17 protein-coding genes are annotated in these 16,686 nt (G+C 69.2%); all 17 read left to right on the top strand.

Features of this window, described 5'->3' with window-relative positions; translation table 11 throughout:
- Positions 1-4: 4 nt before the first annotated feature.
- The 17 genes from G7Y50_RS05435 (at position 5) to rsfS (ending at position 16,485) form a co-directional block, all read left to right on the top strand.
- Positions 5-1,528: an LCP family protein gene (locus G7Y50_RS05435; RefSeq protein WP_165056454.1), complete on the top strand. Its 1,524-nt coding sequence runs from the start codon at positions 5-7 to the stop codon at positions 1,526-1,528.
- An 87-nt stretch (positions 1,529-1,615) separates the two neighbouring features.
- Positions 1,616-1,852: a NifU family protein gene (locus G7Y50_RS05430; RefSeq protein WP_165056455.1), complete on the top strand. Its 237-nt coding sequence runs from the start codon at positions 1,616-1,618 to the stop codon at positions 1,850-1,852.
- Positions 1,853-1,962: 110 nt separating this feature from the next.
- Positions 1,963-2,253, top strand: a complete 291-nt coding sequence (locus G7Y50_RS05425; RefSeq protein ID WP_165056456.1) for a hypothetical protein — start codon at positions 1,963-1,965, stop codon at positions 2,251-2,253.
- Between the two features lie 192 nt (positions 2,254-2,445).
- The gene (locus tag G7Y50_RS05420; RefSeq protein ID WP_165056470.1) at positions 2,446-2,655 is read left to right on the top strand and encodes a UDP-N-acetylmuramoylalanyl-D-glutamate--2,6-diaminopimelate ligase; all 210 of its coding nucleotides are present in this window, start codon (positions 2,446-2,448) and stop codon (positions 2,653-2,655) included.
- 9 nt (positions 2,656-2,664) lie between these two features.
- A complete protein-coding gene (lgt, locus tag G7Y50_RS05415; protein WP_165056457.1) occupies positions 2,665-3,498 on the top strand; it encodes a prolipoprotein diacylglyceryl transferase in 834 nt (277 codons plus the stop codon).
- 38 nt (positions 3,499-3,536) lie between these two features.
- Positions 3,537-3,917: a desulfoferrodoxin family protein gene (locus tag G7Y50_RS05410; RefSeq protein WP_165056458.1), complete on the top strand. Its 381-nt coding sequence runs from the start codon at positions 3,537-3,539 to the stop codon at positions 3,915-3,917.
- A gap of 237 nt (positions 3,918-4,154) precedes the next feature.
- A complete protein-coding gene (gene rpmE, locus G7Y50_RS05405) occupies positions 4,155-4,595 on the top strand; it encodes a 50S ribosomal protein L31 (RefSeq protein ID WP_165056459.1) in 441 nt (146 codons plus the stop codon).
- Positions 4,596-4,740: 145 nt separating this feature from the next.
- A complete protein-coding gene (locus G7Y50_RS05400) occupies positions 4,741-6,084 on the top strand; it encodes a glutamine synthetase family protein (protein WP_165056460.1) in 1,344 nt (447 codons plus the stop codon).
- A complete protein-coding gene (locus tag G7Y50_RS05395) occupies positions 6,084-6,761 on the top strand; it encodes a winged helix family transcriptional regulator (RefSeq protein ID WP_165056461.1) in 678 nt (225 codons plus the stop codon). Before G7Y50_RS05400 ends, G7Y50_RS05395 begins: the two co-directional genes overlap by 1 nt.
- Before the next feature lie 63 nt (positions 6,762-6,824).
- Complete coding sequence (gene polA, locus G7Y50_RS05390; protein WP_165056462.1) at positions 6,825-9,452, top strand: DNA polymerase I; 2,628 nt, start codon at positions 6,825-6,827, stop codon at positions 9,450-9,452.
- A gap of 344 nt (positions 9,453-9,796) precedes the next feature.
- Positions 9,797-10,117, top strand: coding sequence for a 50S ribosomal protein L21 (rplU, locus tag G7Y50_RS05385; RefSeq protein WP_165056463.1), 321 nt, complete (start codon positions 9,797-9,799; stop codon positions 10,115-10,117).
- A gap of 20 nt (positions 10,118-10,137) precedes the next feature.
- A complete protein-coding gene (gene rpmA / locus G7Y50_RS05380) occupies positions 10,138-10,389 on the top strand; it encodes a 50S ribosomal protein L27 (protein ID WP_165056464.1) in 252 nt (83 codons plus the stop codon).
- Between the two features lie 128 nt (positions 10,390-10,517).
- Positions 10,518-11,912 carry a GTPase ObgE gene (gene obgE, locus G7Y50_RS05375; protein WP_165056465.1) on the top strand — a complete coding sequence of 465 codons (1,395 nt, stop codon included), beginning with the start codon at positions 10,518-10,520 and terminating at the stop codon, positions 11,910-11,912.
- Complete coding sequence (gene proB / locus G7Y50_RS05370; RefSeq protein ID WP_165056466.1) at positions 11,909-13,138, top strand: glutamate 5-kinase; 1,230 nt, start codon at positions 11,909-11,911, stop codon at positions 13,136-13,138. The genes obgE and proB overlap by 4 nt, the downstream gene beginning before the upstream one ends.
- Positions 13,139-13,235: 97 nt before the next feature.
- The gene (locus tag G7Y50_RS05365) at positions 13,236-14,522 is read left to right on the top strand and encodes a glutamate-5-semialdehyde dehydrogenase (RefSeq protein WP_165056467.1); all 1,287 of its coding nucleotides are present in this window, start codon (positions 13,236-13,238) and stop codon (positions 14,520-14,522) included.
- Positions 14,519-16,057, top strand: coding sequence for a nicotinate-nucleotide adenylyltransferase (gene nadD / locus G7Y50_RS12195; RefSeq protein WP_304518499.1), 1,539 nt, complete (start codon positions 14,519-14,521; stop codon positions 16,055-16,057). Before G7Y50_RS05365 ends, nadD begins: the two co-directional genes overlap by 4 nt.
- Positions 16,054-16,485: a ribosome silencing factor gene (rsfS, locus tag G7Y50_RS05350; protein ID WP_165056468.1), complete on the top strand. Its 432-nt coding sequence runs from the start codon at positions 16,054-16,056 to the stop codon at positions 16,483-16,485. The genes nadD and rsfS overlap by 4 nt, the downstream gene beginning before the upstream one ends.
- Positions 16,486-16,686 lie beyond the last annotated feature (201 nt).

Genomic DNA, 16,686 nt, shown 5'->3' with positions numbered 1-16,686 from the left:
GTCCATGCTCGGCAGGAAGAAGGGCTTCAGCGCCTCCCAGTCCAAGCGCATGTCCAAGCGCATGCAGTCGTCGACCGTGGGCTCGCACGTGGTGCGCGACGCGGGCACGCGCCGCGGCAAGCACGCGCCGGGCCGTTCGGGCGCGCCGTCGAACGCGTCGAGCGTCGACTTCGCGAACATGCGCCGCGCGAACAAGGCCACGCGCGGGTACGTGAGCCACGTGGGCACCTCGGCGCGAAGCGGCGAGAGCGACAGCGCCTACTCGCGGCGCGTGTCGCGCCTGGGCTACGTGCAGGAGATCCAGCGCAAGGCGCGTCACCGGCGCATCCTGTTCTTCGGGCTCGTGGCGGTGCTCGTGGTGGCCGTGGCCGCGGTCGTGGGCGCCTACACCTACTTCAGCTCGTCCGACTCCAAGCTGGCGCTCGGCTCCTCGAACGCCAAGGAGGCGCTCGTCGCCCCCGCGGAGGGCGAGCCCTACTACGTGCTCTGCGCCGCCGAGCTCGGAAGCGCGGCGAAGGCGCGCGGCGCGGCCACCGACGCGTATTTGCTCGTGCGCGTCGACGAGGCGGCGCGCAGCTTGAGCTTCGCGTCCATCCCCGCCAACCTCGACGTGCGCCTGTCGGACGGCAAGGACCACCCGCTCTACGACGCGCGCGGGCTCGGGGGCGACGCTGAGCTCATCAGGCAGGTGGCCAAGCTCGCCGAGGTGGACGTCGCGCACTTCGCGGCCACCGACGCAGACGGCCTGGCCGGCATGGTCGACGCCGTGGGCGGCGTGACGCTCACGCTTTCCGAGGAGGTCGACGACCCGCGCGCAGGCACGGTTGTCCTGCCGGCGGGCGAGCAGACCTTGGGCGGGAACGAGGCGCTCGTGTACCTGCGCGCCCTGAACTTCTCGGGCGGCTTCGACGCGGCCTCGGCCAACCGCGTCGCCTTCACGCTTGAGCTCGCGCAGCGCGCGCTCGCCTCCGAGGGCCTGAGCTTCGCGTCGCTCGTGGGCGAGGCGGGCAACTACCTGAGCTGCGACTTCACGTCGGGGCAGCTCATCGCGCTCGGCGACGCCCTGCGTCCGCTCGATGAGGCGACCACCTACGTCTGCGCGCTCCCCGGCTACGCGACGGACGCGGCCGAGCCGCTGTTCGAGTACTACGAGGACGAGTGGGCCGACATGCTCGCGCGCTTCAAGGCGGGGGAGGACCCGGCGATCGTCGACAGCTCGGCCGCGGGCGTGAACCCGTCCGACGTCACCGTCGAGGTGCGCAACGGCGCCGGCACCACGGGCGCGGCAGGGCGCCTCAGCGAGATGCTCACCTCCGCGGGCTTCAAGGTGGAGGGCGTCGGCAACGTCGACGACGGCACCGTCTACCCCGAGACGTTCGTCATCTACAAGGACGCGGCCTACGAGGGCGCCGCCAAGGCCGTCGCGCGCGCCGCGAGCGGCGGGCGCGTCATCAACGGCGGCGACTTCTACACCTTCGACACCAACGTGCTCGTCATCATCGGGAAGGACTGGATGCCCGTCTCGTGACGGACGGGGGTTTCTCACGTCCGCGCGCGGGCGCGTCGGCTATGATAGAATGCGTTCGAAGAAAACATCCCAGATAAGGAGTTCATCATGGTAGAGAAGTCTGACGTCGCAGCGGTGCTCGAGCTCATCCGCCCCAGCCTCCAGGCTGACGGCGGCGACGTGCGGCTCGTCGACGTGTCCGAGGACGGCATCGTCACCGTCGAGCTGCAGGGCGCGTGCAAGGGCTGCCCCATGTCGCAGATGACGCTGGCCAACGGCGTCGAGCGCATCCTGAAGGAGCGCGTGCCGGGCGTGGCGAAGGTCGTCCCGGCCGACCTGGCGTAGTGTCTGCGCCTGAGCAAGTAAGGGGCGGGCCTGGCGGCTCGCCCCTTTTCATGCGCGCGGCCAGGCGCGCGTTTCGGCTTTGGTTTCGCGAAGGAGAGCGAGGAGCACGTATGGAGAGGTGCTGGGAGCGTCGCGGGTGCGACGACGAGATGCGGGGGCGCTGCCCTCATAACATACCGGGCGAGCCGTGCCCGGCCGACTGCCACTTCGCCGCATGCCAGCGCAAGACGCACGTGGTGTGCGACGACTTCAACCTGCTGCTCAACCCCGACCGCGACTACGACGCCGCCGTCAAGGAGATCTGCCGCTTCTGCGAGCACTTCCTCGCGCACGGCCCCTCCATGGCCGAGCGCCCCGCCGACTTCAGGCGCCAGGGCAACCCCAACCGCTTCCTGCTCTAGGGCGGGCTCGCGTCCTGGGGGCTGGCGGCCGTGGCTTCGCGCAGCCGCGGCCCGCGGGCCTCACGCGGGCCCCGCGCGGGCCCCGCGCGCCGCGACAGGTCCGCCATAGGTTCGCCGCGCCCGGCGCGCTCGTTCTGCTACAATGGGGGAAGCTGGAATCGTTTTTCAAGCGAGGAGGTTCCCAAGGTGCCCATGCTCACCTGCCCGTCGTGCGGAGCTCATGATCTCGACCTGCGCGCCTACGACTCCCTGATGGTGCTGCGCCCCGACCTCGCCCTCTTCTCGCTTCACTGCAACCACTGTGCGACGAAGGTATCGACGCTTCAGCCCATCCCGCCTGACCTGCGCGAGGAAGTGCGCTTCGCCGCCGTCGAGGTGGGCGCGGGCATGGGCTTGGAATAGGAGCTCTCCGTGCTCAACAACATCTACCAGATGCTCGACCCCGTCGCGTTCACGCTGGGGCCCCTCTCCGTGCGCTGGTACGGCATCGCGTACGTGCTCGGGTTCGCCTGCGCGGCCCTCATCATCTCCCGCGTGGCGCGTCGCTGGAAGGTGAGCGTCGATCTTGACGCGCTGCTCACCGTGCTCGTGTGCGTGATCATCGGCGTGATCGTCGGCGGGCGCGCAGGCTACGTGCTCTTCTACGGCGACGGCTACTACCTCGCCCACCCGCTCGAGGTGCTCGCGACGAACCAGGGCGGCATGAGCTTCCACGGCGGGCTGATCGGGGCGCTGCTCTCGGGGATCGTGGCGGCGCGCCTCACGCACATCCCGTACCTCACGCTGGCTGACCTCGGCTGCATCGCGGCGCCGGTGGGCCTGTTCTTCGGCCGCTGCGCGAACTTCGTGAACGGCGAGCTGTGGGGCGCGCCGACCGACGCGGCGTGGGGCGTGGTGTTCGGCGGCGCGGCCGGTACGATGCCGCGGCACCCCTCGCAGCTCTACGAGGCGCTGCTCGAGGGCGTCGTCATCTTCCTGGTGCTCTACGCGCTCTCGCGTCGCGTGCCCCCGCGCCCGCGCGGGACGTTCCTCGGCGTGTTTCTGGTCATGTACGGGGTGTTCCGCTTCGCCATCGAGTTCGTGCGCGAGCCCGACGTCCAGCTCGGGTACTTGTGGGGCGGCTGGCTCACCATGGGGCAGCTCCTGTCGCTTCCGCTCGTGGCGGTGGGCGTGTGCGTGCTCGTTTATGCCGTTCGCATGAAGAAGCCGCAAGAGGGTCTTCCTAAAATGCTAGAAAAAGAGTAACATTTAAGCAAAGCAAGACGAGACGAAGGAGAATCATCATGCAGGTCAAGTTCTTTAGGTGCGAGCATTGCGGGAACATCGCGGTCAAGGTCGTCGACGCGGGCGTGCCGCTGGTGTGCTGCGGCGAGAAGATGGTCGAGCTCGTGGCGGGCGCGGTTGACGCGGCGCTCGAGAAGCACGCGCCGGCCGTCACCGTCGACGGCGCGAACGTCCACGTGCAGGTGGGCAGCGTCGAGCATCCCATGACCGAGGAGCACTCCATCCAGTTCATCTGCCTCGTGACAGAGAAGGGCTACCAGGTCCGCCCGCTCACGCCGGCTGACGCCCCCGTCGCTGACTTCACGGTCGCCGCGGGCGACGCCCCCGTGGTCGTCTACGAGTTCTGCAACCTTCACGGCCTCTGGGTGAGTGAGCTGTAGGGGCTATCTCAGGCACCGCAAGAACCCTCGCTGACTTTACGAACGACCTGCGGGATTAAACACCGCAGGTCGTTCTTCTTTTCTTGCGCCTCTTTTTCTTCCCTTTCCAAACTTTATTTCCCTCTTGCATTTCTTGCCTTGTTTGGTAATATAGACAAGCTTGTCCTGCCTTGGTCGGAAACCAAGGCGCTGACCTTGGTCGGAAACCAAGGGAGAGAACCCACAAGGAGTGAACCCATGAAGCAAGGAATTCATCCGAAGTACGTCGATTGCGTCGTGAAGTGCAGCTGCGGCAACACCTTCACCACGCGTTCCACCAAGCCCGAGCTGAAGATCGACATCTGCAACGCGTGCCACCCGTTCTACACCGGCACCCAGAAGCTCATCGACACCGGCGGACGCGTCCAGCGCTTCGCTGACCGCTTCGGTTCTGCCAAGAACCTCGTCGCCGAGCGCGAGGCCGCCAAGAAGGCCGCCCGTGCCGCCGAGATCGCCGAGCGCGAGGCTGCCAAGAAGGCCGAGCGCGAGGCTAAGGCCGCCAAGAAGGCCGAGCGTGCCGCCGCCTTCGCCGCCAAGGCCGCCGAGGAGGCTGCCAAGGCCGAGGCTGCCGCCGCCGCCGCTGAGCCGGCTGCGGAAGAGGCTGCCGAGCCTGCCGCCGAGGAGGCTGCCGAGGCGTAAGGGCCCCGCATATGCCAACGCGCTGAGAGGGCCCGCCCCGCACGAGGGGCGGGCCCTCTTGCGTCTGGGCCGCCCCTCCGCGTAACCGCCTCGTAACATAGCCCGCTATAATGTGACTTTAAGCTGAGAAGAGAAGGGGAGCGCCGTGGTAACCAATCCCGATCAAGATTTCGTCCTCAAGACGGTCAAGGGCCGTGACGTCCACTTCGTGCGCCTCTGGTTCACTGACGTGCTCGGCACCATGAAGTCGTTCGCCGTGGTCCCCGGCGAGCTCGAGGACGCCTTCGCCGACGGCATGGGCTTCGACGGCAGCTGCATCGAGGGCTTCTCGAAGACCCAGGAGTCGGACATGCTCGCCTTCCCCGACGCCTCGACGTTCCAGGTGCTGCCGTGGCGCCCCGAGTCGAACGCCGTGGCGCGCATGTTCTGCAACATCAAGACGCCCGACGGCCGGCCCTTCGAGGGCGACCCGCGCCACGTGCTCAAGCGCATGGTGCAGAAGGCCACCGAGGCGGGCTACGTCTTCAACGTTGGTCCTGAGCTGGAGTTCTTCTACTTCAAGGACCCGAGCGGCACCGAGGTGCTCGACCGCGGCAGCTACTTCGACCTCACCTCGCTCGACTCCGCGAGCGACCTGCGCCGCGACACGGTGCTCACGCTCGAGAAGATGGGCATCCCCGTGGAGTACTCGCACCACGAGATGGGCCCCTCGCAGCATGAGATCGACCTGCGCTATGCTGACGCGCTCTCCATGGCCGACGCGGTGATGACCTACAAGCTGGTGGTGAAGGAGATCGCGCTCAAGCACGGCGTGTACGCGTCGTTCATGCCCAAGCCGCTCGCCGACGCGCCGGGCAACGGCATGCACGTGCACCAGAGCCTGTTCGACCTCGACGGCCGCAACGCGTTCTTCGACGAGAGCGACCCGTGGGGCTACAACCTCTCGAAGGAAGCGAAGCACTACATCGCGGGCCTGCTGAAGTACGCGCCTGAGTTCTGCCTGGTCACGAACCAGTTCGTGAACTCCTACAAGCGCCTTGCGGCCGGAGGGGAGGCGCCCACCTACCTGTCGTGGGCCCAGCGCAACCGCTCCACCCTCGTGCGCGTGCCGGGGTACCGCCCCAACCGCGAGGACGCCTGCCGCGTGGAGCTGCGCAGCCCTGACCCGGCGGCGAACCCCTACCTCGCCTTCGCCGTCATGTTGGCGGCGGGCCTCAAGGGCATCGAGGACGAGCTCGAGCTCGTGCAGCCCACCGAGGACCACAACCTGTTCGTCCACTCCCAGCAGGGCCTGCGCTCAGGCGGCGTGGGCGTTCTGCCCGAGACGCTCGGCGAGGCGGTCGAGCTGTTCGAGGGAAGCGAGCTCATGCGCGAGACGCTCGGCGAGCACATCCACAGCTACCTCGTGGCGGCCAAGCGCGCCGAGTGGCGGGAGTACGAGAGCGTCGTGACCCCCTGGGAGCTCGACCGGTTCCTGGCGGTGCTGTGATGGCGCAGCGCAAGAGCGTCATATTCATCGCGGACAGCCTGGACAACGCGCACAAGTTCCAGCAGGTGCTCTCCGGGCTCGACGTGGACGTGGCGGCGGGCTCGTCTTTGCAGTTCAAGAAGCTGCTCTCGACGCATCCGAACCACGACCTGGTGATCTACGAGGCGCGCGGCGACGCGCTCGGCAACGTGGCGCAGGCCGAGGCCATGCTGGTGGAGGACGGCGCGCCCGCGATGCTCGTCATCGTGAACGAGGGGCAGCTCGCGGAGTTCCGCCTGCCCGTGCAGGTGAAGGCCGACTTCGTGGTGCACGGCGCCTCCGCCGAGGAGTGCGCGGCGCGCATCCGCCAGCTTCTGTGGCCGGGCAACGAGAGCTCCACGTCCGACTTCATCACGGTGGACAACATGACCATCAACCTGGCGACCTACCAGGTGAAGGTGGCCGGCGAGCCGCTCGACCTCACGTATCTGGAGTACGCGCTGCTGGCTTTCCTGGTGACGCACCCCGGGCGCACGTACTCGCGCGACGCGCTCTTGCGCCGCGTGTGGGGCTTCGACTACTACGGCGGCAGCCGCACCGTCGACGTGCACGTGCGCCGCGTGCGCGCGAAGCTCGGCCCCGAGCTGGCCCAGCGTCTGGAAACCGTGCGGGGAGTGGGCTACCTCTGGAGCGCCTAGTGAGGGCGTGGGGTATACTCTTCCCGAAACACGCTTCCGCACGCTCTCACGAAGGGACCCTCCATGTCGAAGAAGGTGGCCGTCATCGACGGCAACTCGCTCATGCACCGCGCCTACCACGCCATCCAGACGCCCATGTCGGCCCCTGACGGCACGCCCACCAACGCGGTGTTCGGCTTTCTGTCCATGTTCCTCAAGTTCGTCGAGCTCGCCGCGCCCGACGCGGTCGTCTGCGCGTTCGACGCGGGCAAGCCGCAGTTCCGCATCGAGGAGCTCAGAGCTTACAAGGCGCAGCGCCCGCCCATGGACGACGAGCTGCGCGTGCAGTTCCCCGTGATGGAGGAGCTGCTCGCCAGCATGGGCGTGCCGGTGGTGAAGGTGCCCGGTTGGGAGGGCGACGACATCTTGGGCACCATCGCCGCGCGCGACGAGGCGCTCGGCTTCGAGACGCTGCTCGTCACGGGCGACAAGGACGCCTACCAGCTGGCGAGCGAGCTGACGCGCATCGTCACCACCAAGAAGGGCATCACCGACGTGGCCATCTACGGGCCCGACCAGGTGGTCGAGCGCTACGGCGTCACGCCGGAGCAGTTTCCCGACTACCTGGGGCTCATGGGCGACTCGTCCGACAACATCCCCGGCGTGCCGGGCATCGGCCCCAAGACGGCCTCGAAGCTCCTGCAGCGCTTCGGCAGCATGCAGGGCATCTACGACAACCTCGGCGAGCTCAAGGGCAAGCAGCTCGAGAACCTGCGCGACAACCAGGACGCGGCGCTTCTGAGCAAAAGGATCGCCACCATCGTTACCGACCTGGACTTCGAGCTCGACCTCGAGGAGGTGAGCTTCCCGTGCTTCGAGGCGAAGGACGTGGAGGCGGCCTTCGGCAAGTACGCGCTCTCAAGCCCGCTCACGCGCGTGCTGGCGCTCGTGGGCGCCGAGGCCGCGCGCACGTTCGCGCCGCTCTCCTTCGAGCCGGTGCTTGAGGGCGCCGAGGCGCGCGAGCTGGTGGAGGGCGCCCTGCGCGCCGGCGAGCTGATCGGCGTGGCCTTCGAGGAGCCCGAGCAGGTGTCGCTGTTCGCGGAAGGCGCCACGGCGGCGTTTGCCACGGGCTCAGGCTCGGCGGTGCTCGAGGGCGGCGAGGCGGCCGACATGCTCGCGCGCGTCGTGCGGGAGGGGAGGCTCGCCGCGCTCGACCTCAAGGGCGTCCTGCGCCGCGCGTACCCGGCCGACACCGCCGAGGCGGCGCGCATCACCGACGCGGAGCTTTTCGGCGTGGACGCCTTCGACGTGGGGCTCGCGGCCTACGCGCTCAACTCGTCCACGTCGGCCTACACCTACGAGGCCCTCATGGAGACGTACGCGGGCGGCGCGCTGCCCGAGGTGAAGACCGACGCCGAGCGCGCCGCGCTGCACGCCGTCGCCGCGCGCCTGCTCGCGCCGCTGCTCGACGAGGCGCTCGAGAAGGACGGCAGCGCGCGCGTGTACCGCGAGATCGACCTGCCGCTCGTGGGCGTGCTCGCCTCGATGGAGCGCACGGGCGCGGCGCTTGACGCCGACGTGCTCGCGCGCCTCGGCGCGAGCACGCAGGTCGAGCTCGACGCCCTCTCGGAGCAGGTGTTCGAGATGGCGGGCGAGACGTTCAACCTCGACTCGCCCAAGCAGCTCGCGCGCATCCTGTTCGAGGTGATCGGGCTTAAGCCCCTCAAGAAGAACCAGCGCGGCTACTCCACCGACGCGAGCGTGCTCAAGGAGCTGGCGAAGGTGCATCCCCTTCCTGACCTGGTGCTGCGCTACCGCGAGCTCGCCAAGATCAAGTCGACCTACATCGACGCCCTGCCGCGCATGCGCGCCGCCGACGGGCGCGTGCACACGCAGTTCAACGAGACGGTCACCGCCACGGGGCGCCTCTCCTCGTCCGACCCGAACCTGCAGAACATCCCGGTGCGCACCGAGTTCGGCCGCCAGATCCGCGCGGCGTTCGTGCCCCTGCGCTCAGGCGACGTGTTTCTGTCGGCCGACTACTCGCAGATCGAGCTGCGGCTGCTCGCGCACCTGTCAGGCGACGAGCATCTGGTGGCGGCGTTCAACTCGGGTGCCGACTTCCACGCGCAGACGGCCGCGCGCGTGTTCGGGCTGCCGGTCGACCAGGTGACGCCGGAGCTGCGCAGCCGCGCGAAGGCCGTCAACTTCGGCATCGTGTACGGCCAGCAGGCCTACGGGCTCTCGCAGAGCCTCGACATCCCCTTCGGCGAGGCCAAGGAGATGATCGACCGCTACTTTGAGGCGTACCCCGGCGTGCGCGCCTACCTCGACGCCACGGTGGCCGCGGCGAAGGAGAACGGGTACGCGGAGAGCATGTTCGGGCGCAAGCGCCACATCGCCGAGCTGCGGGCGCGCAGCGTCCAGCAGCGCAGCTTCGGCGAGCGCACGGCCATGAACCACCCCATGCAGGGCAGCGCGGCCGACATCATCAAGCTGGCCATGGCGGAGTGCCTGCGCCGGATGCGCGCGGAGGGACTTGAGGCGCAGCTCATGATCCAGGTTCACGACGAGCTCGACTTCTCCGTGCCCGCCGGCGAGGTGGAGCGCCTGGCCGCCCTCGTGCGCGAGGTGATGGAGGGCGTCGTCGAGCTTGCGGTCCCCCTGAGCGTCGACGTGTCCTGGGGCGCGACCTGGGCCGAGGCGCACTAGCGGGCCGACCCGCGGCAGGCGGCTGCGGGCCGCGAGGTTGCCCGCGCCTGCACCCCGCACCCGCGCCCCGCGCCCGCGTCCCGCGCCCCCGCAGCCGCGCAGCCGCGCTCGCACCCCGTGCAGGCTGGCGAAAAAAACCCGCAAGTTCTCGGCGCGGAGCGGGCGATTATCTGCTATCATCTTCAAGGTTGCGCCAAAAAGGTGCAGCTTCGGAATAAGTGCGATGATACGCGGGGATCGTGCATACGGACAGCCGCCTCGGGCTTCACGGGGCTTGGTTGACTTGCTACGGTCACGCTGCTAAGCTATCGCCTTGCGTTTATTTCAAATGAGGAGTAGAAGACATGTACGCAATCGTAAAGACTGGCGGCAAGCAGTACAAGGTTGCCCCGGGTGACAAGATCAACATCGAGAAGCTCGATGCCGAGGTCGGCGCCACCGTCGAGCTTCAGGCCATCTGCGTCGTCGACGGCGACAAGGTCGAGGCCGACCCCGTGAAGGCCGCCGAGACGAAGGTCACCGCCACCGTGCTCGAGCAGTTCAAGGGCGAGAAGCAGCTCGTCTTCAAGTTCAAGAAGCGCAAGAACTACAAGAAGCTGCGCGGCCATCGCCAGCAGCTTACGCGCGTCCAGATCACGTCCGTCGGTACCGCTACCGCCGAGTAACGTAAGGGAGGGAATTACTCATGGCACACAAAAAAGGCTTAGGCTCCACTCGCAACGGCCGCGACTCCCACGCAAAGCGTCTCGGCGTCAAGAAGTTCGCAGGCGAGACCATCAAGACGGGCCAGATCATCGTCCGCCAGCATGGCACGCACTTCCATCCGGGCGAGAACGTCGGCCGCGGCAGCGACGATACCCTGTTCGCCCTGTGCGACGGCAAGGTCGACTTCACCCGCGGCGTCAAGCGCCGCGTGCACGTGCGCCCCGAGGCGTAAAAGCCCCTGCAGCCGCTCAATAGTTGCTTCTTGGTGCCCTCTGCTCGTCAGGGGGCACTTTTGTTGGTAAAGTAGGCCAAAACCGTCCCATGCGGACGCTTGACGCAGAGGTCGAAAGGTTATCCTCCATGTTCATAGACAAGGTGCGCATCAACGTGCGCGGCGGGAACGGCGGCGCGGGCTGCATGTCGTTCCGCCGCGAGGCCCACGTGCCCAAGGGCGGGCCTGACGGCGGCGACGGCGGGCACGGCGGCAACGTCATCGTGCAGGCCGACGCGAGCGTGTCCTCGCTCATCGAGTACCGCTTCAAGCACCACTTCAAGGCCGAGCGCGGCACGCACGGCCGCGGCAGCCGCATGCACGGCGCCCAAGGCGCCGACCTGGTGCTGAAGGTGCCGGTGGGCACGGTGGTGCGCGAGTACTTCGAGGAAGAGAAGGAAACGGGCGAGCTCATCGCCGACCTCACGCACGACGGCGAGCGGGTCACGGTGGCGCGCGGCGGCGTCGGCGGCCGCGGCAACATCCACTTCGTCACCTCCACCCGCCGCGCGCCCGCCTTCGCCGAGCTCGGCGAGCCGGCGCAGGAGGGCTGGATCGAGCTCGAGATGAAGCTCATGGCCGACGCGGCGCTCGTGGGCATGCCGAGCGCGGGCAAGTCCTCGCTCATCGCCAAGATGAGCGCGGCGCGCCCGAAGATCGCCGACTACCCGTTCACCACGCTCGTGCCGAACCTCGGCGTGGCCACGAGCGGGGATTTGAGCTTCGTGGTGGCCGACGTGCCCGGCCTCATCGAGGGCGCGCACGAGGGACGCGGGCTCGGGCACGAGTTTCTGCGCCACATCGAGCGCACGGCGCTCATCGTGCACGTGGTGGACCTCACGGGCGACTACGAAGGGCGCGACCCGCTCGAGGACTACGAGGTCATCAACCGCGAGCTTGCGCTCTACGCCGAGGAGCTGGGGCGGCGCCCGCGCATCGTGGTGGCCAACAAGATCGACGTGCCGGGCACCGACGAGGTGTGCGCCCAGCTCGCGGAACGCGTGCGCGCCGACTCCATCGCCGCGGCCGGCGGCAACGAGTTCGCGCCGAGCCCCATCGACCCGAAGCTCTACCGCATCAGCGCGCTCACGGGCAAGGGCGTCGAGTCGCTCAAGGCCGCCATCGCCACCAAGGTGCACGAGCTGCGCGAGGCCGCGCGCGAGCGCGCCGCCGCCGAGGTCCAGTACGACCACATCTGGGAGCACAAGCGCGAGGCCCGCGAGGCGCGCTTCTTCGTCACGCAGGAGGGCCCGGGCGTCTTCCGCGTGACGGGCACGCGCGTCGAGCGCATGGTGGTGCAGACCGACTGGGAGAACGAGGAGGCCGTCACCTTCCTGCAGCACCGCTTCAAGCGGCTCGGCGTGGACGACGCGCTGCGCAAGGCGGGCGCGCTCGACGGTGACGAGATCCGCATCGTGGGGCGCTCGTTCGAGTACGAGTCGCCCGAGGGTGCCGTCGACGTGTACCAGGAGCTTGACCTATGACGTGCGAAGCTGAGAACAGGGGCGGCGCGGTGGCCGCCGACGGGGTTGCGGGAGCGGCGGCGGCAGCCGGGGCTGCGACTGCGGCGGGAGCTGGGGCTGCGACGGCGGCCACCCCGCGCCGCCTCGTCATCAAGATCGGCTCCTCGACCCTCACCACTTCGGAGAGCTCCATCGACTACGCCTACCTCGATGCGCTCGCCGACCAGATCGCGCACGTGCGCGCGGCGGGCTGGCAGCCGGTCATCGTGACCTCGGCGGCCATCGCGTGCGGCTTGGAGGCGCTCGGCATCGCGAAGCGACCCTCCGACATGCCGAGCCTGCAGGCCGCGGCCTCGGTGGGCCAGAGCGCGCTCTCGGCGGCGTACTCGCGCGCCTTCGCCGCGCACGGCATCGTCACCTCGGTGGTGCTGCTCACGCGCCGCGACACGGCCGACCGCACGGCCTACCTGCATGCGCGCGACACGCTCTCGCGCCTGCTCGAGCTCGGCGTGGTGCCGGTGGTGAACGAGAACGACACGGTGTCGGTCGAGCAGATCCGCTTCGGCGACAACGACACGCTCGCGGCGCTCGTGGCCTGCCTCATTGACGCCGACCTCATGGTGATCCTGTCCGACATCGACGGCCTCTACGACGCGAACCCCGCGAAGGTGGCCGGCGCGCGCCTCATCGAGAAGGTGGAGCGCATCGACCGCCGCATCATGGGCGTGGCGGGCGACGCGGGCTCGGTGGTGGGGTCGGGCGGCATGGTCACGAAGATCAAGGCCGCGCGCGTGCTCATGGTGGCGGGCATCCCCATGGTCATCGCGCACGGACGCCGGCCCGACGCCGTGGTGGACGCGGCGGCGGGGCGTCCCGTGGGCACGCTCTTCGTGGCGAACGAGCGGCCGCACGAGATCACGCCGAAGAAGCTCTGGCTCGCGCTCGGCGACGCGGTGCGCGGCGCGGTGATCGTGGACGAGGGCGCGCACCGCGCGCTCGTGGAGCGCGGCAGCTCGCTACTGTGCGTGGGCGTCACGCGCGTCGACGGGCGCTTCGACGCCGAGGACATCATCGACATCAAGGACGAGACGGGGCATATCGTGGCGCGCGGCAAGGTGGCGTTCGCGAGCGACGAGGTGGAGCTGGCCTGCGGGCGCACCCGCGAGGCGCTTTTGGGCAACCGGCTTCTGGCGCCGCTCGCGGAGCGCCCGCTGGTGCACCGCGACGAGCTTGTCGTCTTCGAGTAAAAAGTCGGGTTGATGTACCGCCGACGGTACGTCAACCCAAGGGCGTTTGGCTTATAATGGGAACATTCATTCGCTTACGAGCGGAAGGGGGCCTGAGATGGGCGAGGTGAACATCGAGAACGAGGTGCGGGAGCTGGCCCTGCGCGCCCGCGCGGCGAGCGCGGAGGTGGGCGCGGCGAGCGCGGAGGCGCGCAACGCCGCGCTCATGGCCATGGCGGCCGCCCTGCGTGCGCACGCGGGCGAGATCGTCGAGGCCAACGCTGCTGACATGGCCGCGGCGCGCGAGAAGGGCACGAGCGCGTCGATCCTCGACCGGCTCATGCTCGACGAGGGGCGCGTGGAGGCCATGGCCGCGGCGCTCGAGGACCTCATGCGCCTGCCCGACCCGCTCGGGCGCGTGCAGATGGAGAGCACGCTGTACAACGGCATGAGCCTCACGCGCGTGAGCGTGCCGCTCGGCGTGGTCGCCATGGTGTACGAGGCGCGCCCGAACGTGACGGCCGACGCCGCGGGCATCTGCGTGAAGTCGGGCAACGCCTGCGTGCTGCGCGGCGGCAGCCTGGCGGCGCGCTCCAACGAGGTGATCGCGCGCGTGCTGTCGGAGGCGGCCGCGAGCGCGGGCCTGCCGGCCGACGCCGTCTGCGCCATCACCACCACCGACCGCGCGGCCACCGACGCGCTCATGCAGCTGCACGGCATCGTCGACGTGCTCATCCCGCGCGGCGGCGCGGGGCTCATCCGCCACTGCGTGGAGTGCTCGCGCGTGCCGGTCATCGAGACGGGCACGGGCAACTGCCACGTGTACGTGCACGCCTCGGCGGACCTGGCGATGGCGCGCGACATCGTGCTCAACGCGAAGTGCCGCCGCTTCGGCGTGTGCAACGCCGCGGAGACGCTGCTCGTGGACGAGCAGGTCGCGCGCGCGTTTCTGCCCGGTGCGCTCGCCGCGCTGGCAGCGCGCGGGGTCCTCGTGCACGGCGACGAGCTGGCCTGCGCGTGCGCCGCGGAGGCGGGCCCGGACGTGCGCTGCGTGGCCGCGACCGAGGCGGACTGGGCGACCGAGTACCTCGCGCCCGAGATCGCCGTCAAGTGCGTGAGCGGCGTCGACGAGGCCATCGCGCACGTGAACCGCTACGGCACGAAGCACTCCGAGGCCATCGTGGCCGCCGACGAGGACGCCGTCGAGCGCTTCCTGGCGCGCGTGGACGCGGCGGCGGTGTACGCGAACGCGTCGACGGCGTTCACCGACGGCGGGCAGTTCGGCCTCGGCGCCGAGATCGGCATCTCCACGCAGAAGCTGCACGCGCGCGGGCCGTTCGCGCTCGACGCGCTCACCTCGTACAAGTACGTCCTGCGCGGGGATGGGCAGGTGCGCGCGCAGTGAGTGCGTCCTGCGAAGACACGGGACGCGCGCGCACGTCGGCGCGCCCGGCAGGCGCGGGCGCGCCGACGGTGTGCGAGCGCTTCGACAGCCTGGGGGCCGACGGCGCGCCTGCGCGCCTCGGCATCATGGGCGGCACGTTCGACCCCATCCACATCGGGCATCTGGCCTGCGCCGAGCAGGCGCGCGAGGCGTACGGCCTCGACGCGGTGGTGTTCATCCCTACGGGCAACCCCGCCTTTAAGCGCGACCGCGACGTCACGCCGGGGCGGATGCGCCTCGAGATGTGCCGCCTCGCCGCGCTGCCCAACCCGCACTTCGACGTGAGCGCCATGGAGATCGCCCGCGGCGGCGTGACTTACACGGTGGACACCGTGCGGGCCCTGCGCGCGCACTACCCCGAAAACGTCGAGCTCTTCTTCATCACGGGGGCCGACTCCATCCTGTCGATCGCGCGTTGGCGCAAGAGCGCGGAGATCGCCTCGCTCGTGCGCTTCATCGCGGTCACGCGCCCCGGCTACGTGGTGACGGACGCGTTCAAGGAGGAGCTTGCCAGCCTGGGCGACTACGACGTGAGCTACGTCGAGGTGACGGCGCTGTCCGTGTCGTCGAGCGACCTGCGCGCGCGGGTGCATGCGGGCTACTCGCTGCGCTACCTCACGCCGCTGGCGGTATGCGACTACGTGCACCGGCACGAGCTGTACCGCGGAGAAGGCGCGGCGCCCTACGCGACGAAGGCGGCGCGCGCGGCTGCGGGCGGCCCGGGCGGGGAGGGGGCGGCCGGCGGGGCTGGCGAACCTGACGCGGCCGGCGAAGCTGGCGGGAAGCGCGTAGCCGACGGATCCGGTGCGGCTGGCGCGGCCGGTGCAGCCAGCGCAGCTGGCGAAGGGAACGAGAAGGGAGCGCAAGCGATGGCGGCTGATCCGCTGGGCGGGAAGTTCTATCGCGCGCGGCACGCCGAGCTGCGCGACCGCGTGAGCGCCAAGCGCCTCGAGCACATCGAGGGCGTGGCCGAGACGGCTGAGCGCCTCGCGCGGGCCTACGGCGTCGACGAGCGGAAGGCGCGCCTCGCGGGGCTTCTGCACGACTGGGACAAGGGCTACGACGACGAGGGCATGCTCGCGCGCGTGCGCGAGCTGGGGATGGACGTCCCCCCGGAGTACCTGGCCATCCCGCGCGTGCTGCACGGCATGACGGCTGCGGTGGCGCTTGCGCGCGCGTTCCCCGCGATACCCGCCGACGTCATACGGGCCATCGACCGCCACACGGTCGGCGCCCTCGACATGGAGCCGCTCGACATGGTAGTCTACATCGCCGACGCGCTCGAGCCCGGCCGCACGTTCGGGCCGGTCGACGAGCTGCGCGCGCAGGTGGGGAAGGCGAGCCTGGAGGACCTCTTCTTCCTGACGTACCGCCACTGGCTCGTGCTCATGCTCGACCGGGGCAGCGCGCTCGCCCCCGACACGATCGCTATCTGGAACGCCTACGCTGCGCGCTACCAAAACGCGCATCCGCGTAAGAAGAAAGGAAGGAAATGACCGACAAGATTGCCGAGCAGGCTGCTTTTTCGCGCAGGTGCGCCATCATCGCCGCGCGCGCGGCCGACGAGAAGAAGGCCACCGACATCATGGTGCAGGAGGTGCGCGAGCTCATCGGCGTCACCGACTACTTCGTGATCGTCACCGCCGCCAACTCGCGCCAGGTGGAGGCCATCATCGACGAGATCGAGGACAAGCTGCGCGAGGAGGCTCAGGTCAAGCCGAGCCACCGCGAGGTGTCCGGCGACGGCTCGTGGTCGCTTCTGGACTACGGCGACATCGTGGTGCACGTGTTCATGCCCGAGACGCGCGAGTACTACCGCCTCGAGGCGCTGTGGAACGACGCGCCGGTGGTCGACTTGGCCGCTGAGGCGGGCCTTGCCGACATCCCGTACTCCGAGCGCATCGCCAAGATGCTCGGCAAATAGGGAATCGGCGCTTCGCGCCACCTAACCCATCACCTATCCCAACCCGTCTTTCGGGACAGTTCTTCTGCTGTGCCCAAAGACGGGTTCGCGCGCTCAGCGCAGCTGTCGCGCGCGATGCGCCCGACGGGGCGCACATGTGTCCTCCTTGCTTGGGCAGGGGGCTTTGCCTAGCATGGCGCGTTGCTCCCAGCTGATGCGCCC

The sequence above is a fragment of the Adlercreutzia sp. ZJ176 genome (assembly GCF_011038975.1).
Lineage (GTDB): Bacteria > Actinomycetota > Coriobacteriia > Coriobacteriales > Eggerthellaceae > CAAEEV01.
This window is presented reverse-complemented; position numbering and strand designations above follow the sequence as displayed.

Coding starts and splice junctions, on each gene's coding strand:
- G7Y50_RS05395 (WP_165056461.1), top strand. CDS start 6,084: ATGGCGCAGCGCAAGAGCGTCATATTCATCGCGGACAGCCTGGACAAC.
- rsfS (WP_165056468.1), top strand. CDS start 16,054: ATGACCGACAAGATTGCCGAGCAGGCTGCTTTTTCGCGCAGGTGCGCC.
- G7Y50_RS05430 (WP_165056455.1), top strand. CDS start 1,616: ATGGTAGAGAAGTCTGACGTCGCAGCGGTGCTCGAGCTCATCCGCCCC.
- polA (WP_165056462.1), top strand. CDS start 6,825: ATGTCGAAGAAGGTGGCCGTCATCGACGGCAACTCGCTCATGCACCGC.
- G7Y50_RS05410 (WP_165056458.1), top strand. CDS start 3,537: ATGCAGGTCAAGTTCTTTAGGTGCGAGCATTGCGGGAACATCGCGGTC.
- G7Y50_RS05420 (WP_165056470.1), top strand. CDS start 2,446: ATGCTCACCTGCCCGTCGTGCGGAGCTCATGATCTCGACCTGCGCGCC.
- G7Y50_RS05425 (WP_165056456.1), top strand. CDS start 1,963: ATGGAGAGGTGCTGGGAGCGTCGCGGGTGCGACGACGAGATGCGGGGG.
- rpmA (WP_165056464.1), top strand. CDS start 10,138: ATGGCACACAAAAAAGGCTTAGGCTCCACTCGCAACGGCCGCGACTCC.
- G7Y50_RS05365 (WP_165056467.1), top strand. CDS start 13,236: ATGGGCGAGGTGAACATCGAGAACGAGGTGCGGGAGCTGGCCCTGCGC.
- proB (WP_165056466.1), top strand. CDS start 11,909: ATGACGTGCGAAGCTGAGAACAGGGGCGGCGCGGTGGCCGCCGACGGG.
- rpmE (WP_165056459.1), top strand. CDS start 4,155: ATGAAGCAAGGAATTCATCCGAAGTACGTCGATTGCGTCGTGAAGTGC.
- obgE (WP_165056465.1), top strand. CDS start 10,518: ATGTTCATAGACAAGGTGCGCATCAACGTGCGCGGCGGGAACGGCGGC.
- G7Y50_RS05435 (WP_165056454.1), top strand. CDS start 5: ATGCTCGGCAGGAAGAAGGGCTTCAGCGCCTCCCAGTCCAAGCGCATG.
- rplU (WP_165056463.1), top strand. CDS start 9,797: ATGTACGCAATCGTAAAGACTGGCGGCAAGCAGTACAAGGTTGCCCCG.